14 protein-coding genes, 1 tRNA gene and 2 pseudogenes are annotated in these 20,484 nt (G+C 60.6%); 7 read left to right on the forward strand and 10 right to left on the reverse strand.

Annotation, left to right across the window (positions count from 1 at the left end; all coding sequences use genetic code 11):
- Positions 1 to 164: 164 nt before the first annotated feature.
- Positions 165 to 916: pseudogene (locus tag AC4PTT_RS06270) on the forward strand (IS5 family transposase).
- Positions 917 to 1,049: 133 nt separating this feature from the next.
- Here AC4PTT_RS06270 and AC4PTT_RS06275 read toward each other — a convergent pair.
- Genes AC4PTT_RS06275 through AC4PTT_RS06290 form a run of 4 tightly spaced genes read right to left on the reverse strand, consistent with a single transcriptional unit; the run spans position 1,050 to position 5,333 of the window.
- Positions 1,050 to 2,063, reverse strand: coding sequence for a glycosyltransferase family 4 protein (locus tag AC4PTT_RS06275; RefSeq protein WP_492162315.1), 1,014 nt, complete (start codon positions 2,061 to 2,063; stop codon positions 1,050 to 1,052).
- 23 nt (positions 2,064 to 2,086) lie between these two features.
- The gene (locus AC4PTT_RS06280) at positions 2,087 to 3,082 is read right to left on the reverse strand and encodes a glycosyltransferase family 2 protein (RefSeq protein WP_492162316.1); all 996 of its coding nucleotides are present in this window, start codon (positions 3,080 to 3,082) and stop codon (positions 2,087 to 2,089) included.
- Between the two features lie 26 nt (positions 3,083 to 3,108).
- Positions 3,109 to 4,044: a glycosyltransferase family 2 protein gene (locus AC4PTT_RS06285; protein WP_492162317.1), complete on the reverse strand. Its 936-nt coding sequence runs from the start codon at positions 4,042 to 4,044 to the stop codon at positions 3,109 to 3,111.
- Positions 4,045 to 4,046: 2 nt separating this feature from the next.
- Positions 4,047 to 5,333 (reverse strand): oligosaccharide flippase family protein, encoded by a 1,287-nt coding sequence (locus tag AC4PTT_RS06290; RefSeq protein ID WP_492162318.1) that lies wholly within the window; start codon positions 5,331 to 5,333, stop codon positions 4,047 to 4,049.
- A gap of 417 nt (positions 5,334 to 5,750) precedes the next feature.
- Here AC4PTT_RS06290 and AC4PTT_RS06295 point away from each other — a divergent pair, with 417 nt between their 5' ends.
- Positions 5,751 to 6,785 carry a polysaccharide biosynthesis/export family protein gene (locus AC4PTT_RS06295; RefSeq protein WP_492162319.1) on the forward strand — a complete coding sequence of 345 codons (1,035 nt, stop codon included), beginning with the start codon at positions 5,751 to 5,753 and terminating at the stop codon, positions 6,783 to 6,785.
- Positions 6,786 to 6,796: 11 nt separating this feature from the next.
- Here AC4PTT_RS06295 and AC4PTT_RS06300 read toward each other — a convergent pair whose 3' ends face one another.
- From AC4PTT_RS06300 to AC4PTT_RS06310, 3 genes are all read right to left on the reverse strand, one after another.
- Positions 6,797 to 9,400 (reverse strand): hybrid sensor histidine kinase/response regulator, encoded by a 2,604-nt coding sequence (locus AC4PTT_RS06300; RefSeq protein WP_492162320.1) that lies wholly within the window; start codon positions 9,398 to 9,400, stop codon positions 6,797 to 6,799.
- Between the two features lie 20 nt (positions 9,401 to 9,420).
- Positions 9,421 to 9,951, reverse strand: a complete 531-nt coding sequence (locus AC4PTT_RS06305; protein WP_492162321.1) for a putative pterin-binding protein — start codon at positions 9,949 to 9,951, stop codon at positions 9,421 to 9,423.
- A 169-nt stretch (positions 9,952 to 10,120) separates the two neighbouring features.
- On the reverse strand, positions 10,121 to 11,470 hold the full coding sequence (locus AC4PTT_RS06310) for a WecB/TagA/CpsF family glycosyltransferase (protein WP_492162322.1): 1,350 nt from the start codon (positions 11,468 to 11,470) through the stop codon (positions 10,121 to 10,123).
- A gap of 417 nt (positions 11,471 to 11,887) precedes the next feature.
- Here AC4PTT_RS06310 and AC4PTT_RS06315 point away from each other — a divergent pair, with 417 nt between their 5' ends.
- The 3 genes from AC4PTT_RS06315 to AC4PTT_RS06325 all read left to right on the forward strand — a co-directional run bounded on the left by AC4PTT_RS06315 (position 11,888) and on the right by AC4PTT_RS06325 (position 15,427).
- Positions 11,888 to 12,502 carry a response regulator gene (locus AC4PTT_RS06315; RefSeq protein WP_492162323.1) on the forward strand — a complete coding sequence of 205 codons (615 nt, stop codon included), beginning with the start codon at positions 11,888 to 11,890 and terminating at the stop codon, positions 12,500 to 12,502.
- A gap of 128 nt (positions 12,503 to 12,630) precedes the next feature.
- A complete protein-coding gene (locus tag AC4PTT_RS06320) occupies positions 12,631 to 14,133 on the forward strand; it encodes a GumC family protein (protein ID WP_492162324.1) in 1,503 nt (500 codons plus the stop codon).
- Between the two features lies 1 nt (position 14,134).
- Entirely contained in the window at positions 14,135 to 15,427 is a 1,293-nt protein-coding gene (locus AC4PTT_RS06325; RefSeq protein WP_492162325.1) for a hypothetical protein, read from the forward strand.
- A gap of 200 nt (positions 15,428 to 15,627) precedes the next feature.
- Here the strand turns inward: AC4PTT_RS06325 and AC4PTT_RS06330 are convergent, their stop codons facing one another.
- A complete protein-coding gene (locus AC4PTT_RS06330) occupies positions 15,628 to 16,002 on the reverse strand; it encodes a site-specific integrase (RefSeq protein ID WP_492162326.1) in 375 nt (124 codons plus the stop codon).
- Positions 16,003 to 16,243: 241 nt separating this feature from the next.
- Here AC4PTT_RS06330 and AC4PTT_RS06335 point away from each other — a divergent pair.
- Positions 16,244 to 16,772: pseudogene (locus tag AC4PTT_RS06335) on the forward strand (ATP-binding cassette domain-containing protein); the annotation flags it as partial.
- A gap of 443 nt (positions 16,773 to 17,215) precedes the next feature.
- Here the strand turns inward: AC4PTT_RS06335 and AC4PTT_RS06340 are convergent.
- Entirely contained in the window at positions 17,216 to 18,949 is a 1,734-nt protein-coding gene (locus AC4PTT_RS06340) for a site-specific integrase (RefSeq protein WP_492162327.1), read from the reverse strand.
- A 264-nt stretch (positions 18,950 to 19,213) separates the two neighbouring features.
- Positions 19,214 to 19,290: transfer RNA gene (locus tag AC4PTT_RS06345), tRNA-Met, on the reverse strand.
- A gap of 230 nt (positions 19,291 to 19,520) precedes the next feature.
- On the opposite strand from AC4PTT_RS06345, the gene AC4PTT_RS06350 reads away from it, so the two are divergent.
- The gene (locus tag AC4PTT_RS06350) at positions 19,521 to 20,474 is read left to right on the forward strand and encodes a Gfo/Idh/MocA family protein (protein WP_206544073.1); all 954 of its coding nucleotides are present in this window, start codon (positions 19,521 to 19,523) and stop codon (positions 20,472 to 20,474) included.
- Positions 20,475 to 20,484 lie beyond the last annotated feature (10 nt).

The raw sequence follows: 20,484 nt of genomic DNA on the forward strand, positions 1-20,484 counted from the left end.
CGAGTTCCAGGAGGGCAGCAATATTTCTGATTCAAGCCCGAGCTCGGCGGCACCAGCAGGCCCGCAATTCGAAGCCAAAGTCGACACCCGCTATGCCCTAGGGTCAGGACCCATTGATTTGAACTGACGGCTGTGATTCAGGCGGGCGTATAGTAGCCTGACTGATGAGTAATTTGTTTTGGCTGACGGACGAGCAAATGGCCCGTTTTCAGCCTTTTTCCCAAGAGCTATGGTCGCAAGCGCGTTGATGACCGACGCGTTCTGAGCGGCATCATCTTCGTCAACCGTAACGGGCTCAGGTGGTGCGATGCACCGAAGGAATATGGCCCGGCGAAGACGCTTTATAACCGGTGGAAACGCTGGGGCGACAAGGGCAGTTTTATCCAGATGATGGAAGGCCCGGCTGTGCCTGAAGCCGCAGAGCACAAGACCATTGTGATCGATGCGACATACTTCAAGGCCCACCGCACGGCTTCCAGCCTGCGGGTAAGAAGGGGGCGTGGGCCGCCTGATTGGACGCACGAAAGGTGGCATGAACACCAAGCTTCATACCATAACGGATGCGAGTGGTCGCCCGATCAGTTGCTTCATAACGGCCGGTCAGGGCAGGGATTTCACCGGGGCTGCCGCCTTGCTTGATGAGCTTCCCAAGGCCAAATGGCTGCTGGCCGATCGTGGCTATGATGCCGACTGGTATCGTGACGCTTCACAGGCGAAGGGGATCACTCCCTGCATTCCGGGTCGGAAATCCCGCAACAAGACCATCAAATACGACAAACGCCGCTATAGACGGTGCAACCGGATCGAGATCATGTTCGGGCGGCTCAAAAACTGGCGGCGTGTCGCTACGCGCTATGACAGGTGCTCAATGGCCTTCCTGTCCGCCATCGCTCTCGCCGCAACCGTCATCTTCTAGCTATGAGCAACGAGTCCTGAGCCTAGTGCGGTGCTCGACGCTGAAGGTAAGAAAGCCCGACACACGAACAATTTAGATATGTAGAAAGGGCCCGCCGGGCTTGCCGGCGGGCCCTCTCGGCAATGAGGACGCTTCAGGCTGCTAGCTTGGGAAGGGGGGACAGCCCCGTGGCGCGCAGAAGCAGGTCCGTCCAAGCCCCAGCAAAACGGACCACGGCATCCCCGGCGCGCGCGCGCCTCTTTTCATTGCCGATTTCAAGCCCGGCGATGTCGGCCGACGCAAACCAGCGCGCCCAGCCATCGACCGAGTTCTCACCCACACAGACCGCGCCGGCATGAATGTGGTCGGAAAGCCCATCGGCATCCGAACACACCACCGGCCGGCTGGCCGCCATCGCCTCAAGCGCCACCAGCCCATAGGGCTCCCAGCGGGATGGCATGGCGATCACGTCGCATCCCGCCATGGCGATCGAGGGATATTGCACATAGCTGCAGATCACGATCTCGGGGCGCCCCTCAGCCATCGCCTCAAGCTGCCGCCGCTGTGGGCCATCACCATAGAGATGCAGCTCCAGATCCTCGCGGCCGGACGCCTTGAACCCTTCGATCAGAATGTCAAAACCCTTCTGCACATCGAAGCGTCCGATGGCGCCGATGGTGCGTGTGGAGCGGGGGCTTGCCGGCTCCACCTTGAAGAAGCGCTCCAGCGACACGCAGGAGGGAATGACTGCAAGACGCCCCGCGCCGACGAAACGGCGACGCAGCCACCTGCCCTGCGCTTCACTCACCGCAATGATCTCATCGAACATCGCGTAGGCCACTTTCATCAGTGTGTCGAAACGATCCCGGTTGACGACATTGGCCGCGACGAAGCGCTCGCTGTAGCTGTGCTCCACATGCAGAAGCGGTGTGCGGGGATTGAGGGCGCGCAGCGCCGTCAGAAAAGGTATGTTCTTCCAGCAGATGGACAGATGCGAGACGATGACGTCAGCATTAAGCGCCGGGGGCGTGAGCTGCCCGCGCTTCACGCGCACGATCCTGTGCTGCGCCAGCTCGGCGAGCATGGGATCCTGCACCATGTGGTCGAGCATGCGGTTGATGCCGCCGAAACCGGCATCATCGATGAGATGGCAGACAGTGAGTGTCATGGTCGGGTTCTCCTCGAATGGAATCAGGCGTTCTGGTTTTGCAGGAGGCGGCTTTCAAGCCGGGCGTAGGTTTCCTCGCCAAACAGTGCGAGGAACAGGGCAGCTCCCAGCGTGATGGCGGTTTTCACCGGCTCCTCGACAAACGGGCGAAGGGAGGCGCGCAGCGACTGGCGGACAAGCGCCCAGGCGCGCTTTCCATCGCGCATGGAAACGCAGCGACGGGCCAGATAGCGCAGCTGATAGGCCGTGGCGGTTCTGCCATAGCGCTGCACCAGCTCAGGCGAGATCTGGGCGATCTTGTCACGCATGCGCGCCCAGGTTTCGAACTGTTTGTCGACATCGGCCGAGAGACCGCCCATGTGGATGCGGTAGAGCGTCAAATGCCCGGGGATGCCTTCAATGCGCCAGTCCTGGGTCAGAATGAAGCGCAGCCAGCCCTCAATGTCGTCGGATTGCCGAAAAGTCTCGTCAAACCACCAGTCGCGCTCCTCCTCACCCAGCGGGCGATAGGCAAAACCATCCAGCGCCTCGCGGCGCATGACGGCGGCGGAGCCATTGCCGATGGGATTGCGGCGGAAGACATCGGCGGCGGTGATGTTGCGCAGTTTCGGCGACTGGTTGACGCCAAGCGGCCTGCCGGCGCGGTCGATCATCTGGCTTCCCGAAAAGCTGATCCCGACATCGGGACTGGCGTCGAGATGCGCAATGTGCAACTCCAGCTTTTCCGGCAGCCAGAGATCGTCGGCATCGCAGAAACCGACATAGCGACCGCGCGCTGCCGCAATGCCTGTATTGTGCGCGCCGGCAAGGCCACGATTTTTCTGGCGGATCAGGCGAATGCGCTCATCGTCGAAGCTCTGGACGACGGCGATCGTCTGGTCGCTTGAACCATCATCAACGACGATCAGCTCAAAATCGGCAAAAGTCTGACCAAGCAGCGAGACCAGAGTTTCACGGATGGTGCCAGCCACATTGTAGGCAGGGACCACGAGGGATGCGATGGGTGTGTTCGTGTTCATGGCGTTGTCTCCGTTGGCCCTGCCGGTCACGACAGGGCGAGGCGTTTCAGTGTGGTGGGCAGGGTGAGTTCCAGCGCGGCAGCAGCCAGCGTGAAGACGCCACGGCGCGGATTGCTGAAATAGGCTGCAGGGCAGCGCCTGATCGCCCTGATGGCGATCCTCAGGGCCGTGCCGCGCGGCGAACGAACACGCAGCGCACGGCGCGCCAGATAGCGCAGATGAATGGCCTCGGCGGCAGATAGTTCGGCCTGGGAGGGGCGCATTCCAAGACGGGTTGCGGAGGCGACAGCAGTCTCCCAGCCCTGGCGCATGGCGGTCAGATCGGCGGAAAGTCCGCCATCGCTTGCCCGGTAATGAACGAGTGTTTCATCAATGGCCTCAATGCGGGCCCCAACAGCAGCCAGACGCACCAGCCAATCCAGGTCCTCGCCATAGGTGATGGCTTCGTCGAAACCGCCGCTCTTCAGGAACCAGTCGCGCCTCAGCACGATATTGGACATGGTGCAGACAGCGTTTTCGCGCAGGAGGTCTTTGACGCGCAGGCCGTGCGGCAGCACCGTCGACACCGTTTCCGGCCTGGACGGATCGTTCCTGAAAAAGGCGATCCGGGCATAGAGACCATCCGGCGCATCGTGTCCGGCAAGCCGCGCGGCGCAGCGGGCCAGCTTTTCAGGCGACCACAGATCATCCGCATCGAGAAAGGCGAGGTAGTCGCCACGGGCGTGTTCGAAAACGGCCCTGTTGCGCGCGCGGCTCGGGCCGCCATTCTCCAGACGAACAAGCTGGAACCGGCTGTCCTTCTTTGCAAACGCTTCGGCGATTGCAGCTGACTGATCACTCGAACCGTCATCAACGATAATCACTTCGTAGTCGTCGAAGCTCTGCGCGTCCACGCTCGCAAGCGTCTCAGAAAGCGTTCGTGCAGCGTTGAAGCAGGGGATGACAATAGAGAAAAGTGGCATGGTCAGGCTCCTTGCAGCTGATAGGGTGACGAGGCGCGGCGGCCTGCGCGAATGGCGGTCTTGATCGCGGGCGTGGATGCAATCGTCTGGCTTGTGATGGCAGCGGCCAACGTGGCCCAGGCAATGGTGGTCAGGCCGAACGGGGCGGCGATCGCGGTGGTGAGCGTCATCGCGCCGCCGATGGCGAGGGAGTAGACGAATTCCGTGCCCGCCCGCCCGCCGGAGCGCAGCCACTGCGCGCTGACCGACCAGATCATGTTCGGCACGGCTGCCAGGCAGAGGATGGCGACCAGGGGCGCAACCGGCGCCCACTTCTGGCCGAAGACCAGCGCCACATAGGGCTCGGCGGCGAGCATCTGCACCAGCACCACGGGCAGAATGACCGCCAGCGCCAGAAGCATGGCCTGACGCAGCGCGCCGGGGCGGTCCTTGCTGGTCGAGAGATAGGGGAACAAAACCGTCGAAAAGGCTGTGCCGAGCGAGGTCGAGATGCCGGCGCTGGCGTTGAAAGCGAAGAAATAGACGCCCAGCGCATCGGTACCCAGCACCGCGCCAATGATCAGCTTGTCGGCCTGCATCCGCAGCGCCTTGACGAATTCGATGCCAAGCACCGAACGGCCAAACTGCACGAAGGGAGCAAGTGGCGCAGCGGCAATCTCCGGGTTCGGCTTCCAGTGCACAAGCCTGCGCATACCGATCAGCCAGACCGGCGCGGCAATGAGCTTGGGCAATACGATTGCGAACGGGCTCGGGAAAGCGGCGACAAGAGCACAGGTAATCAGATTGGCGGCCACGTTCTGCGCGCCAGATATTGCAGCGGTGGCGCGAAGACGGCCCTGCCGCATCGCCAGCGCACACTGCACCAGCCCCGCAGGCATCAGGAGATATTCGAGGCCGAGAACGCCGATGAGCACGAAGCTCTCCACACTGCCGCCGATCTGCCAGAGCATCGCACCGACCAGAAGCTGAAACGCGGCCAGTCCGGTGCACCAGCCCCAGAAGATGCGGTGCGCGGTCTTGCACACGGCTTCGAGTTCGTGGTCTCCGGCGATGATGATGCGCTGACCGACACCGTTTTCCGTCAAGGATTTGAGAATGTCCGACGTGGCGATGGCGGCGGCAGCAATACCGATCTCCGCAGGGGAGAGAAAGCGGGCGAGAACCACCACCACCACAAGCCGCGAAACCTTGGCTGCGGCCTCTGAAGCGGCATAGGCGGAAAGATTGCCAAGCAATGGCCTGTCTGCCAGCCCTGCAATCCTTTTCGCGAAGTTGTTGGTCATTGCCATTAAATTGATCCGCCATGGTGGAACGAAGATTGATTGTGTGATGTAGTCCTAGACAACTTGGCGAAGGGACGGTTCGGTCCCTACGGACACGTGAAAGCCCTTTCGGCTCGGCGCACTATCCTTTCGGTTAGGTGTCGGCGCAGATGGGATGCAGATGGCCCGGGAGGCAGTTCAGGAGGGCATTGCTTGGAGGCGAAGCTGGCCAGTGTCAGTCCGGCAGATGCGCGTGTGGGGGAGCGACTGCACAGATGTGCAATGCTGGCCTGTAGCGTGCTTTCGTTGGTCTTTCTTCCAGCCTGCGCGGCGTTGCAGGACATAGAAAACCCGGAAGACGTCGCGGGCGGTCAGAGCTATCAGGCGCAATATCGCTCCGACCGTTCCGCTGAAGCAAGGACATGGAAGGCCAGCTCATCGAGCATGAACGCGCGACGCTGCGTTTCCGAGAAAGGCGCTTCTGCGCAAGTTTCGCCGAAAATCCTGCCGGACATCGAGATCCTTTCGCCGGGTGATCTTCTGCAGGTTTCAATTTCCGATGATGACCTGATTTCCGGCCAGTATGAAGTCTCGCAGGATGGACGCCTGAGACTGCTTCACGTGCCTGCCGTTTCGGCCAAGGGGCGCACCGTCGATGCTGTAGAAGACGCCGTTCGCCGCAAGCTGATGGCCGAGGGGCTTTATGCGAGCGTGCCGCGCGTCTCAATTCGCGTCATGGACTTCGCGCCAGCCCGTGTATTCGTCGCAGGCGCAGTCTTCGAACCGGGCGCCGTCACGGTCGGTTCCGTTGACGCCAGTGATGCAGATCGGCTGCGCCAGCAGACCAGTGGTGGCCGGGCGGGAAGCCGGCGCCTGTCGCGCGCCCTGCAGATGGGCGGCGGCGTGCGCCCGGACGCTGATCTTTCGCGTGTTCAGGTAAAACGCGGCAGCCGCACCATGATGCTGGACATTCGACCCGCCATCACCGGTCGGGCCTATTCGGATCTCATTCTTCTGGAGGGCGACCAGATTGAAGTGCCAAGCCGCGGTTGCTTTCAGGAAGAGCTGATGACGCCCTCGCCGATCTCGCCTCCCGGTGTGAAAGTCTTCATGTCGAACCTTTCCGTTCCAGCCGATTCCAATTCAGATGCGGCAATCGGCAAGGACACCGCGGAACTGCGCTATGGAACGCGGTTCCTGCAAGCCGTGTTCGCCATGAATTGTATCGGCGGCGCGAAACTCACCAACTCAGACCGCACGGCGGTTCTGTTCTCGCGCAATCCCATCACGGGAGAATCCGTGGTCATTGAAAGACGTCTGGAGGACCTGCTTCGGCGCAGGGACCGTGACGAATACGATCCCTATCTCATGCCGGGCGACGCGCTGGCCTGCTACGATTCCTCCTTCACCAACATCACCGATGTGGCGCGGGGGCTTGGCATCGGCATTGGTGCGGCGGTGGCAGCCTCGGCTCTTTGAGGGGCAGAAGGTCAGTAACCGGCCTGCTCCATTGCATCGCCCGTTTCGAGCGCGGCCAAACGCACCGCCCTGCAACCGGCAATCGCCTCAGAGCGACTGTCATTCCTGCTGGCGTTCTCTACGGCAAGGAGTGCCGTGCGCAGCCGCAATGCGCCAAACACCGCAGCGGAACCGGCATATCTGTGTGCGAGCTTCTGCAATTCCCCAAGCTCCAGCCCTTCAACACAGGCATCGCCGAACTGTGTCGGCGCTGTCTGCAGCTCATCCCGGAACCGGGCCATCTGCTTTTCCAGAAGGTCCTGCGGCAACGCATCCACGAGTTCGCCAAGCGCGTCCAGATCGAGAACCGGCTCACAGGGTTCCTGACCGTTTTTGCATGAACCGGCAGGCGCACCGCGAAACTCGGGCGCGCCTACTCCCTTGCCGGCGGTCCTTTCCAGAAGTGCCGCGATCTTTTCTGAGCGCAGCGGCTTGATGATGCAGTCCTGCATGCCGGCACTGCGCAGCTTTCGCTGCTCTTCCGGCAGGGCGTGAGCGGTGAGCCCGACAATCGGCGCATCCTGCGACCGGCCGCCATCGGCGCGGATCAGCTGCGTTGCGCGCAATCCGTCGAGCTTGGGCATGCTGATATCCATCAGGATGAGATCGAAGCGCGTCTCGCGCGCCAGCGCCACACCACCTTCGCCATCCTCGGCTTCCGTCACCGAGCAACCGAATTTCTCGAGCATTTCGCGCGCAACGAAACGATTGATCTCATTGTCCTCAACGACAAGAACTGTGAGGCCGAAAGCGCCGCCAGCTGCTGGAACGCCTGTCTTTTCCGGCCAGGCTTCAGCGCTTTCCGTGGATGCGGCGAGCAGCGCCGGAACACGAAGCCAGAAGCGGCTTCCCTTCTCCGGTTCGCTTTCAACGCCGATCTCCCCACCCATGATGGCGGTGATGCGCTGGGAAATGCCCAGACCGAGACCCGAGCCCGGCGATGTGCGCCGGTATGACGGGTCGAGCATGACGAAATCCTCGAAAATGCGTCTCGTGTCCTCGGGGCTGATCCCGATGCCAGTGTCGCTGACGGCAAATTCGATCCAGTCCTTCCCATCATCCGCAGCATAAGGCGCGGCCTCAATGGTAATTGTGCCATTCAAAGTGAACTTGATGGCGTTTCCGACCAAATTCATCAGAACCTGCCGCAAACTGTGCCGGTCCTGGGTGAAATTCTCGATCTGGGGATGAACCTGAAGAGCGATGCGATTGCCGCGCGGCGCAGCCGCTGGCGCATTGACGTTCTGCACTTCGCGCAGGAGCGTGGTCACATCGAAACTGGCCGGCCTCAGCCGAACAGCGCCAGCCTCGATACGGGTAATGTCGAGCACTTCATCAATGTGACGCTGCAATATCTCGCCCGACGTGATGGCCGTCGTCACATAATCCTTCTGCCGGCGGCTCAACCGTGTGTCGCGCAAGACGTCGAGAAGCCCCATCACCCCGTTGAGCGGTGTGCGCATTTCGTGACTCATCACGGCCAGAAAATCCGACTTCGCCTTGGCGGTGGCGAGCGCCTCGTCCCGTGCGGCCGTCAGCGCGGCCTGTGTGCGCAGGCGATCAGAGATATCGCGGATATACGTTGTGAAGATGGGGCCATGGCCGCCACGGGTGATGCCGACAGAGAGTTCGGCGGGGAAACGCTTTCCGTCCGCGCGCATCATTTCAAGCTCAATGCGGGCGGAACGCATTGCCTGGCTGTCATCACCATCGAGATATCGCGCCATGCGCTCGCGATGAGCTTTCCTCGCTTCCGGCGGAATGATCAGCTTTTCAACCAGCGCGCCCTGGGCATTTTCACGGGTGCAGCCGAAGACGCGCTCTGCAGCCGGATTGAAATCCAGCACATGGCCCCGCGCATCCGAAACAATGATCGGATCGAGCGATGCGCTGATTGCGCTGGCAAATCGCAGATTGCTGATCTGCAGTTCCTGCGAGCGCCGGCGCGCAACCCTTGACTGCCACCACAACAGCCCAAGCGCCAGAACCATGACTGCAAAGACAAACAGCGCGATCAGTTCGGTGTGGAGCAGGAGGTCTGAGAAGGCCTGCCGGTCGAGATCCGACTGTCTGGCGAGAACACGCACCCCTTCGAGCGAAAGAACGCGAGCGGTGGACTGAAGCGCATCGAACCTTTGTTGCAGCTCCCCCAGACCTTCACGCAGCGCCGCATCAGAACCGTCTATCAGAGGGATCGAAGCCAGAAGCGCCGCGCGGATTTCTAAAAGCGCCTGGCGCGCCCGGGGTTCTTCCATAACGGCGGCGAAGACCGAACCGCGCTCCAGCGTGTCGATGCGGCTGTAGAAAATGTCGAAGCGCTGGCGAAGATTGTCGAGCGATGCGCCATCATCCGATAGTGCGCGATCGATGGCATCATTCAGCGTGAGGAGTTCCACCTGCACCTGCGCAACAGACCACTGAACATTGTCCGTGGGGGCCGCACGCAGGCGCGAAAGCTCCTGCGATATCTGCAGGGCGAGCGAAAACAGAAGGGCGCAGACTGCGAGAAACAATGCAGCGCCGGCGAGGTAATGGAAGGTCCAGTTCCGCGTCCCTGCCTGCGACCTGCCTCTCATGAGATGTCCTCCTGAAAGCCTCAATCTCTTACATCAATGGATTTGAGCTGCCAGATGCTGTGCGAATAAGTGACTTCGGTGCGGTATTCGGGCTTGCTGTCGAAGGGATAAATCACCCAGACTGGCCCCTTGTCCCGCACGGATATGGTCTTGCCGTCCATTCGTGTCGCAAGGATCGGTCCACCCATGACTGCATCCGAGAACGGCATGTCTATCGCGTAATCGTTCAGAGCTGTCATGCGCAGCGTCTCGCCGGTTGCGCCAAGGGCATCAAGGAACGTCTTCAGCTCAACTCCACTGAAAGCGATCTCGCCCTCGGTCCAGATAGTGTCAGTGCGGAACGCGGTCTGCGGCAGGGCGTCGAGCATCGCGAGATCGAACGCGGCTGCGCCATCGCCTGTGTTTGCTTTTTGGATACTGCCAGAGACGGTCAGGATGATGGGGCCGTCAGGCGCGGCAAGCTCCTGCGCCTGCGATGGCGCGGTTGCGCAAAAAAGCAGAATGAGAAGTGCCGGGATCCGGCGCGAGATGATCATGAGTTTTCCAGTCATGGCAGCGCTCCGCTTTACGTAAAGCGAAGTATTATCCAAAAAAACACAGGGTAAAAGCGCTCGTCGGGATGGTGCACCTATACGGACGTATAGGTTCTTTGCCCGCAATTCTTTCCCGTAGCGAGGGAACACGGGGCGGCCCTTGGGGCAGACCACCCGGGTCTCTGTCTCAGAACGCGCCGCGCCCCCCCAGCACTGCCCGAACCGTAAGCGCCAGAATGGCGAGATCAAGCAGGATCGTGCGTGAGCGCACATAGGCAGAATCCATCTCGACCATCTTGTCGAAGCCAATTTCCGCACGCCCTGCCACCTGCCACAGACCGGTCAGGCCTGGCTTGCGGGAAAGCCGCTCACGCGCCGGGGCCGGATAGGCCTCAACCTCCTGGGGAAGCGCCGGGCGCGGCCCGACCACCGACATGTCACCCGCCCAGATGTTGAACAGCTGCGGCAATTCATCGAGCGAAAAACGGCGCAACCAGCGGCCCACCGGCGTTATGCGCGGGTCATTCTTCGACTTGAAGCAGATGCCGTCCCGGTCGCTATGCGTCAGAAGCGCGGCGCGGCGCGCCTCTGCGTCCCGATACATTGAACGGAATTTCAGCACGGTGAACGGCGCGCCGTCCTGGCCGATCCGTGTCTGGCGAAAGAGAGCGGGACCGGGTGAATTAAAACGGATCGCGGCAGCAATGACCAGCATCACCGGCGCAAGGGCCATGATGGCGCAGCTAGAGACGACAAGGTCGAGAACACGCTTGTTGTCCATCTCGCCGGGCACTGCCCGCTCTGGGCGTTTGCGCTGACGAAAGGCGTTGAGCAGGAAGCGCACATTGCCCACCAGATAACGCTTCGCCATGCGGCGCGGTTCGATCAGCAGCCGCCAGCACCACTCGCAACCGATGCGACGCAGAAAGAGCGGCGCCCGCGGCACGCGCCCGGACCAGAAGTCGAACTGCGCGCCAACGCCCATGACAAGCTTCGCATCCAGGCGGTGGCGATTGCGGGCGATCCAGACATCCTGCATTGGCACACCGAGTGCGACAAGAACGATGCCCGCGCCCGATGCGTTGATCATGTCGATGATCGAATCTTCATCCTCGGGATTGAAATACCCGCTCTGGGTGCCGGCGATGGTGAGCCCGGGCGCAAGCTTTTGCGCAGCTTCGGCCGCAGCGTCCGCCACCCCCGCCCGGCTGCCGAAAAAGAACACCGACAGGCCACGTTCAGCCGCCTGCTTGCAAAGCGGCACGAAGAGATCCGTGCCATTCAGATTGGCAGCGAACCGTTCGCCGCGCAGTTTTGCAGCCAGACTCATGCCAGACCCATCGGGCAGCAGCAGATCGGCCTTTTTCAGAGCCCACACATAAGAGGGATCGTCCTGGGCGGTGTTGATGCAATGGGCATTGAGGAATGCAGCCGTGCGCTTGCCCCTCTGACTGTCCAGAAGGCGGTTTACGGCATCTTCCTGCGTTGCGCTCAAAAGGTCGAAATCAAAGAGCGAAATCGTGTCGACGGTTTTCATCTGCGTCTCCTCGGGTTTGGGTGCCCACAGATTGCAGTTCCCATCAGATGAAACCATCGCACGGAGGGAGAGCGCACCGTCTCTGCCGCATAGCCCGGCTCCGTGTGAGTTGCCGACGCTGCACGTTCGCAGGAGCTGAATATACCTTCGTATAGTGGCTTTGCTTGTCTTTATCGCGCACCATGAAGCCATGAAATACGAAGTTGACTTCAAGTGTTCTGGTTTTGGTTACTGAAATTCAGGGATTTCTGATATGCTCGGACCGATGATCGCAAAGCAGTACAATCATGGAACTGGAACTCTGTTTCACCCGAATTGCGCTTTGATGCGTATTTCCGGCAATTAGCCATGGAGTGACGCGCCGGCGCATTTGTCGGCGGCATCGGGGCAAACGGGTTCGTATCTGGAGCTGCAGCATTGAAGATACTCATCGCGGATGACCATGAACTGGTCAGGGATACGATCTGCGCTTTCCTGTCTCAGGAAACGGGTGTTTCAGTATCCGTTGCCGGCGATTTCGACGAGGCGGCGACGAAGATCACCAGAGAAGGCCCGTTTGATGTCGTTCTTCTCGACTATTCGATGCCCGGCATGAACGGGCTTGAAGGACTGACAAAGGCGAAGGAGCTGAACTTCGGAAGCCCCGTGGCGCTTCTTTCCGGCACCGCTTCCCGCGCTGTCGCCGAGGAGGCGCTGGCCTCCGGGGCGGCAGGCTTCCTGCCCAAGACCCTGCCGGCCAAAACCCTTATCCACGCCGTGCGTTTCATGGCAGCCGGGGAGCAATATGCGCCAGTCCAGCTCATGACCGAGCGCGAGGAAGAGCAGAAGCATCCACTTGCCGAGAAACTCACCAACCGGGAATTCGAGGTTCTGAAGGGTTTGGCCGAAGGGCAGTCGAACAAGGAGATCGCACGCGATCTCGACCTTCAGGAGGTCACCATCAAATTGCACGTAAAGACGCTTTGCCGAAAGCTGTCCGCACGGAACCGCACCATGGCCGCGATGATAGCCAAGGATGCGGGCCTCTTCTGACGCTTAAGCCAGAACCGGCCTATCCGAAAGGCTAGGCCGCTCTGTCGAAAGAGACGCCAGGTCTTCTTCTGCCACCGCCCAAAGCGCTGCCAATCCCGTAGGAAGGGGCAGCCAGGAAGGGTGGTTTCATGACAATCGAAGCAACAGCTGACGTTTCTCTCGTTCCTTCGCGCCGGCGGCGTGGCGGGATGTTCACACCGTGGCGGATGTTGCGCCTCAAGCGCAGCCCTTTTCGCGCACTGACGGCGGAAAGGCTGGCGCTTGGCGGGCGGCTTGGCGATGCCGGACGGCTGCCGCGCTACGGGCTGAGCGTGCTGCTCGTGCTCATCGGCATATGGGCGCCGATCGGCGCTTATCTGAAGCTTGCTCCGCTTCGTTTTTCATCCGAGGTCTCACTCATTCTGCCGGGCGCCGGCGCATCAAGCTCGATCAATCTCTCGGATATCGGGCAGGCATCCTCATCGGCAAACTCGGCCTATTCCAGCTCCACGCTGAGCCCCACCGTGACCTATCGCAACCTTCTGGAATCCGCACGTGTTCTGGAGCGGGCGGCGGCAGCCCTTGGCGAGCCCGTTTCGGCGCTCGGCAAACCGCGCATCAAATTGCTCGACCAGACCAGCCTCATCCATGTGCAGATGAACGGCGCCTCGCCAGACGCCGCTCAGGCGCGCGCCGAGGCCGTTCTCGACGCATTTCTGGTAGAGCTCGACAAACTGCGCTCCGACGAGATCACACGGCGCGAACGCTCCACCACCGATGTGGTGGACGCCTACAAGCAAAAAGTCGATGAGGCACGCGCGCAGATTGCCGCTCTTCAGGCGGCTTCCGGTCTGAATTCGCAGGAGCAATACGCTTCAATCATCGCCGGCAACGAAGCCCTCAAAGCGCGCATCGCCGAAGCGGAAGCGACACTCAACGAGCGCGACCGGCTTTCCGCCACGCTTTCGGCAACGCTTGGCATTTCATCCCGGGCAGCGGCAATGGCGCTCAAACTGCGCGCCGACCCGGAATATGCGACGCTCGCCGGAGCGCTGGCGAAAGAAACGGCTTCGCGCGCCGAGGCGGGCGACCAGTACGGCCCCAACCATCCAAAGATCGTGGGCGCAAACAACCGCATTGCCGGCCTGCGGCAGAAGATGACCGAGCGCGGCATGGCGCTCACCGGCCTCTCGGTTGATCAGCTGGAACGCGAAATCGACATGTCGTCGGATGGCGAGCGGGCGGGGCTTCTTGCACGGCTGGTAACGCTTCTGGCCGAAACCGACGGTCTGCGCGCCGAACTTGCCACCTTCCGCCAGACGCTGGCGGCGGGCGAAGCGCGGGTGCGCGCGCTGGCCGGCGCCGCCCGCGACCTTGACGGGCTGGAGCGCGACTACAAGGTCGCCGAAGCTGTTTTTGCCTCTGCACTGGCGCGCATCAACACGTCCAAGGCAGATCTTTTCGCTTCTTATCCCATGGTCCAGATTGCCGGTCCTCCCTCGCTCGCGCTCACGCCGTCCTCGCCCAATGTGCTTATTGCGGTTGCTGCAGGCGTCGCAGCCACGCTTTTCGCGCTTGTCGGGCTCGTCCTGGCATGGGTCCGCCGGCCGGTGATCAACAGGCTTCTGAAAACCTTTGCTGCGGGGGCATAAAGTGGCGGACCTTCGCAACACACGCACACTCCCCGAAGCGATCTGCTTCTGGACGCTGGTGCTGACCTGGCTTCTATACGCTTTCGGCAGCCTCTACATCGTTGGCCCGGTTCTGGCCTGGTCACTCGCCATGCTGGTCGCCCTGTCTCTATATCTGGGGCCTGCTCTGCGCCCGGACCTGCGCCCAGCCGGACCTGTTCCACTGGTCGTCATGGTCTGGATGCTGGGGATGGCAGCCATGCTCGTGCCGCTGTGGGCAGCGCACGGCTACTGGAGCATGGGCACTGGCGCGACCGTTAAATCCACCATCGGCTGGGCCAAGGGCTGGGCGCTTCTCGCACTCTTCCCGCTGGCCGGTGCGGTTCTACAGATCCGCCGCGAGGTGCTCATTCGCGGCCAGTGCATTCTGGGGCTGGTGACGCTGCTCCTGCTGCCACTCATGCTGGTCGCACCCTTCATCGGCCTGCCGGGCAAGATTTTCGTATCGCCGCTCAAGGCGGCTGGCGGGCCGGGCCCGGAATATTTTACCGTTTATCTCTACACGCTCGACCCCGCGAGCTGGACGCCACGCTGGCAGTTCTACGCCCCATGGTCGCCCTTCGCCGGCCTGCTCGGCATTGTCATGGTCGCGTTTGCGCTGGAAGAGCGGGCACTGTTCTGGAAGTTCTGCGGCGTGGCGGCGGGGCTCGCCATGATCTTTCTGTCCAAGTCCCGCATGAGCCTGGTCGGCCTTGTGCTGTGCACCGTGCCGCCGCGTCTTCTGCCGCTGCTCGCCCATGCCTTCGCCTGGAAGCTGGCGGCCCTTTTCACCGGCCTGATGGCAGCGTTTGGCGGCACGGCGCTCTCCTTCGTGCAGAGCAGCGTGGAAACGTTCAAGTCTGCACGCGCCGACAGCACCCGGGTCCGCGAAACCCTGCAGCGCATCGCCTATGATCGCTGGTCGGAGGCGTTCTGGATCGGTCATGGGAATGTGGAGCCTGGTCCACATCTCGTCGAGCACATGCCTATCGGCAGCCATCACACCTGGTACGGGCTGCTTTTCGTGAAGGGTCTCACCGGTTTCGTGGCGCTTCTCGCGCCGCTGACGCTTCAGACGCTGGTCGCCACCGTCGACGCCATACGCGGCCCACGCGGACGTCTGCCCTTGTCCATCGTGCTCGTTCTGATCCTGCTGTCCTTCGGCGAAAACATCGAGATCGAAGCCTATCTCCTGTGGCCCGCTCTTGTGATGCTCGGCGTTCATGCGAGAGAGATGGGCGAGCAACTTCGCGTCTCGTGGGCGTCCCAGGATTGAAAAGGAAGCTTCCTCTCTTTGCTTCCCACATTGCAACAAGTGCTTTATCCGCCCTTTTTCTCATAGAAAAGGTCACAGCGGACGGTTCCCCCCTGCCGTTTCGCAGGCGTCCAGCCCACCAATGAATTTTGCGCGTTTCTCCTGTGCGTGAACTTCATCGCCGGTGAGCATCCCCTTGATGGTGTGCGGATGGCCTGCCCCTATGAGGTGGTCCGGTTTCGGTTTTGATGCATGACCGGATTGCTGAACCACTCCATAAGGGCCTTTCGAGTACCGCTGGTGACTTCAAACCGCACCGACAGTTTTGTCTTGCTTTGCAAGATCGAGGTTTGTTTTTTCACAGCACTGGCCGAGAAGACGTCTGCGACTTTCAGCCGGACCAGATCGCAGCCTCGCAATTTGCTATCGACAGCCATATTGAAAAGCGCCAGATCACGTACGGTGTCGGCCATTTCCAGGGGAGCACGGATGGCCCAGACATGCTTTGGGAGCAGCGGCTTCTTCTGACCAATAACGTGACCGTGATTCCATGCCTTCTTTGCGGGCACCACCACCGGCAAGTTGAGAGTGCACAAGCGGTTCCTCCGACCACTCCTACCCACCGCAACACTCGCGACATTCGAGCAAACAATGATACCTCAATTCCCGATGAAGCGGGCAACGTCAGCTCTGCGTCCAAGTCGCCGCTGGCTCTGGCTTGCAAAACTGCCTGGCGACCACTACGTGCAAGCCATCCTGCAACCGGAGATGCCATCAGCATGGATCTGAACCTCGCCGCTTTCACCCCTCTGGTTTCGCTGCGAGAAGTTCTGCCCCATGCCTGCATCCATTTCCCTCTCCGGCCTGTCTTGGTCCACGCCTGACGGCGCGCCGCTTCTTACTGACCTCAACCTGACCTTCGGCCTAGAGCGCACTGGCATCGTCGGGCGCAACGGCACCGGCAAGAGCACCCTCCTTCGCCTGGTTTCGGGGGATCTGCATCCCGCTTCGGGGCATGCGCATGTGTTCGGCACCATTGCAATAATGCAGCAGGACGCGGTGGAGTGTCCTGAAGACACCATCGCCGATCTATTCGGCGTGCGCGCCGCGCTCGATCTACTGAACCGGGCCGAGGCAGGGCTTGCGGAAGCCAACGAACTGGCCGAAGCAGATTGGACTTTGCCCTCGCGGATCGAGGCCGCGCTTCTGCGCTGTGGCCTGCCCGCCGGGCCGCAGACGCCGCTGGTGTCGCTATCCGGCGGCCAGCGCAGCCGCGCCGCCCTTGCCGCCCTGATCCTTGCCGAACCGGATTTTCTGTTGCTGGACGAGCCGACCAATCACCTCGATCTGGATGGGATTGCTGCGTTAGAAGCCTCGTTGGCGGCTTATGACGGCGCGATAGTGGTTATCAGCCGCGACACCACATTTCTTGGATCTCTAGTACCGGACAGGACGATTCATTTTGGTGAATGGCCGCTTTGTCCGCATGGCAGTCATTGGATGCTGCTGGAGGGTGGCTTTGTCACGAATGATCGGTATGGCCAATCATGCCATCTAACTTCGCGGCTGCGGCAAACGTCCGCTACCCGCCCGTTCCAGACTTTTGTCGTGTGGGAATGACCGACAGCTTTCAAGGCGCGGGAATGGACATGCGAACGACCAGGGTGAAGGCGCGTTCCGTCGGAGTGGAGCGGTTATCTGATGGCTGCTTTTCCAGTTCCGCCAACCAGAAGTGAACAGGCAGCTTCCCAACATATTTCAGAAATCGGGTCGCTTACTCCAAGCCGCACCCGCCGCTTTGCGCGCGGATTACTTCAATTCGCTCAACCGTTCTTGATAATATGCCGACCAGTTCTGCTGCTGTAACCAAGGTTTCAGCACCACCAGATCACCGCAATTCACACGTTCCTTGGCTGCCAGAAGAATGGGCGTTATCGCATCAAGTGCGGGGGACGCTGCCTGCTCGAAATGCTGTAAGTCTCGGGTCGTTAGGCGATGCTTCATGCCATAGCGGGCAGGGATGTCCGACTTCGGTGAGTGTCCCATCAAGCGCTTTCGCGTGACGTCCTTGATTTTGGTGTTGTCGATGAGATCAGCGAACCAGTGCCGCGTGGAATAGAGTGTTACTTCCTTGCGGGCGATGCCTGTTTTCTTCTTCAGATACTGCCAGCTCTTTGTGATCGGCTGGCCCCAGCGCATTTCGCCATTTGGCTTGGGATAGGGCTCCCATTCCGGGAAGAGATAGGGGCAGCCAAGCTGCTTCAACTCGTCCACCCGCTCAAGGAGACCCAGATCAAGGATCAGTGGGTGAAGGGGGACGACGCGCTGCGACGACGGGGTCTTGAAACGCTTCACATCTTTCTTGGCCACGCGTCCTTTCGAAGGGTCAAAACCTCTGAGGTAGAGGTAGTGAATTCCGTCTCGCTCCGCGATGTCGTTCAGTTCCAGCTGTCCCAGCTCGCCTGGTCGCAGGCCTGTCAAAAGCAACAGAAGGTAGGCCCAGTAAAGGTGCGACTGGATGAAGTATTTTCCTGGTTGCCAGATCCGTTTGTCGCTCTGGCATCCTGTGAAGAGCGGTTGCGAGAAGATTTTCGCGATTTCGCTGTCGTCGAACGAGTCCCGGGGCAGGGAGGTGAGATTGTTTTCACTGACATGGCTGAACACGGGCTTGGGGTGAGGGTAGTGTCCCCGTTCAATCAGCCAGTCAAAGAATTTCGACAGGGCGTTATGATAGCCGTTGCGCAGCCGTGTTTCGGTCAACCGATCAAGACGCGACCATCCATGCTTCTTTGCATAGAGGTACCTCTCTGCCAGTGTTTGTGCATGCTCTCTGGGAACGTTGCGCCTGTTTGGAATGTCGGGGAGCATCTGATCGAGCTCGAGCACCTTGCGCTTGTCAAACTTGGCGACGACCGGATCATCCATGATGTTGATCAGGAACTGTACGACCAGTTGGATAGCTGAGCGGGCATCCGCGTTGCCGCCACTCGTCACATCCTCTTCAACGTATTCCCGCAGCGCCTGAGAGAAGGTGAGCGGATCGGCCTCTGGCGCAGGGGGATGTGCAAAAGGCTCCTCGAGAACGTCGATGGGGACTTCCGGCTCGCTCGCTGACGGAGTGATGCGGGCTTCACGGGCCATTGGATCATGCCATGCGGCGATTGTATCAGGCTGAGAGGGAATGGCGGGAGAATGATGTGCAGATGCCTGAAAGCTGGCGAGTACTGCGCCCATTTGGATGGCTGCCTGCATATCAGCTCTACCGCGTTCATAGGCTTGAACCTTGTCGCGCTGACGCAGGAACGTCTCGGCGTCCAGATTCTGGTTCACGAAACGGTTCAGCAGGGTGGTGAAGTCAGGCTCGATCATGTCGGGATCGCACTGGGCGGCCAGCGCCCGACGCTTCAGGTTCTTTAGCATCTCCTCGTAGTTGCGCCGTGCCTGAAGCCGTTCTTCAGAAAGAGGCCATGGATCCAGCAGGTATTTTCGCAGTTCGCCCACGTTCTTCTGAAAGAGCGATACGTAGTTCGCGCTGTCGTTCATTCTGTGAATCCAGCCCAGGTGCTCTGAAAGTCGAATACGCGCCTGACGATAGTCGCTGGTTCTTAACGAGACTCTATAGAGCTGCTTGCCCAGGAGGAGGGATGTGACGGGATTCAACCGAACCTGAAGGTAATAGCGTCCTTCACGGCGAGAAAGGTAGGAAGCGCAAGCCATGGCATCTCCGCGTACATTTGTGCGAGATGTCTCACAGTTTCTGGAACCTCCGTTCCTTCTAACTGGTTGATATTGCTTGCGTAATCAAAATGGTAGCGGAGGAGGGATTCGAACCCCCGACACAAGGATTATGATTCCTCTGCTCTAACCGACTGAGCTACTCCGCCAACCGAGGACAAAAACAGCTGCTTCGGCTGCGAGTCCGTTGCCTCAAGAAGACGCGCGGATATAAGGTGGCTGTGTCTGCCCTGTCAAGCGGGGTTCTTCGTTTCTTGGGGGAATTTGTCGTGGCTGTCGAATTCCCTTAAGAAAGGGCCGGGTTTTCCCTGGCAGGGTTGAGTCGCGGGTGCGGCGTCTGTATGTGTTTTCAGCGCCAAAATCTCGGGCGAAGGATTTGATGAAACCGCGTATTGCAGTACTCGGATGTGGCTATTGGGGCTCAAACCACATTCGCACGCTTAAGTCTCTTGGAGTGCTGGCAGCCGTGTCCGACGCCAATGAGGCGCGGGCCGAGGGCTTCGCCAGTGAGCATGATTGCGTCGCAATCTCCCCGGAGGCGCTCTTCGAGCACGACGATATCGATGCAATCGTTCTGGCCCTGCCGCCGCAGTACCACGCCGAATATGCCATCCGCGCCATGCAGGCCGGCAAGGACGTTCTTGTGGAAAAGCCGATCGCGCTGACCGTCGATGACGCCAAGCGTGCGGTCGCCGTTGCGCGCGAGACCGGGCGCATCATCATGGTGGGTCATGTGCTGCGCTTCCACCCGGCTTTCGAGAAGCTCAAGGAGCTGATCGACAAGGGCGATCTCGGCGAAATCCGCTATATTCATTCGCATCGTCTCGGCCTTGGCAAGTTCCACACCGAGAATGATGCCCTGTGGGATCTGGCGCCGCATGATCTCTCGATGATTCTCGCACTGACCGGCGTTGCGCCGGAAGAGGTGCGCGGCGAGGGCGCGGCGCTGCTCGACCACCTGAGCGACTTCGCGCATCTGCACATGCGCTTTCCCGGCGGTCTGCGCAGCCATTTGTTCACCTCGCGCCTCAACCCCTATCGCGAACGCCGCCTGACGGTGGTCGGCGACAAGGCGATGGCCGTGTTCGACGATGTCGAGCCATGGGGGCGCAAGCTTGCCGTCTATCGGCATGCGGTCTGGCATGACAGCGGTCACTGGGCGTTCACGACCAATGAACCGACCTATGTGGACGTGGAAGAGGGAATGCCGCTCACGCGTGAGCTGCAGCATTTCATCGACTGTATTGAGACCCGCAAGGAGCCTCGCACCACCGGTGAAGAGGCAATCGAGGTTCTGCGCATTCTCACGGCAGGCTCCGTCACCCACGGCTGACGGGCGCTGC

The sequence above is a fragment of the Nitratireductor sp. WH36-1 genome (assembly GCF_058725515.1).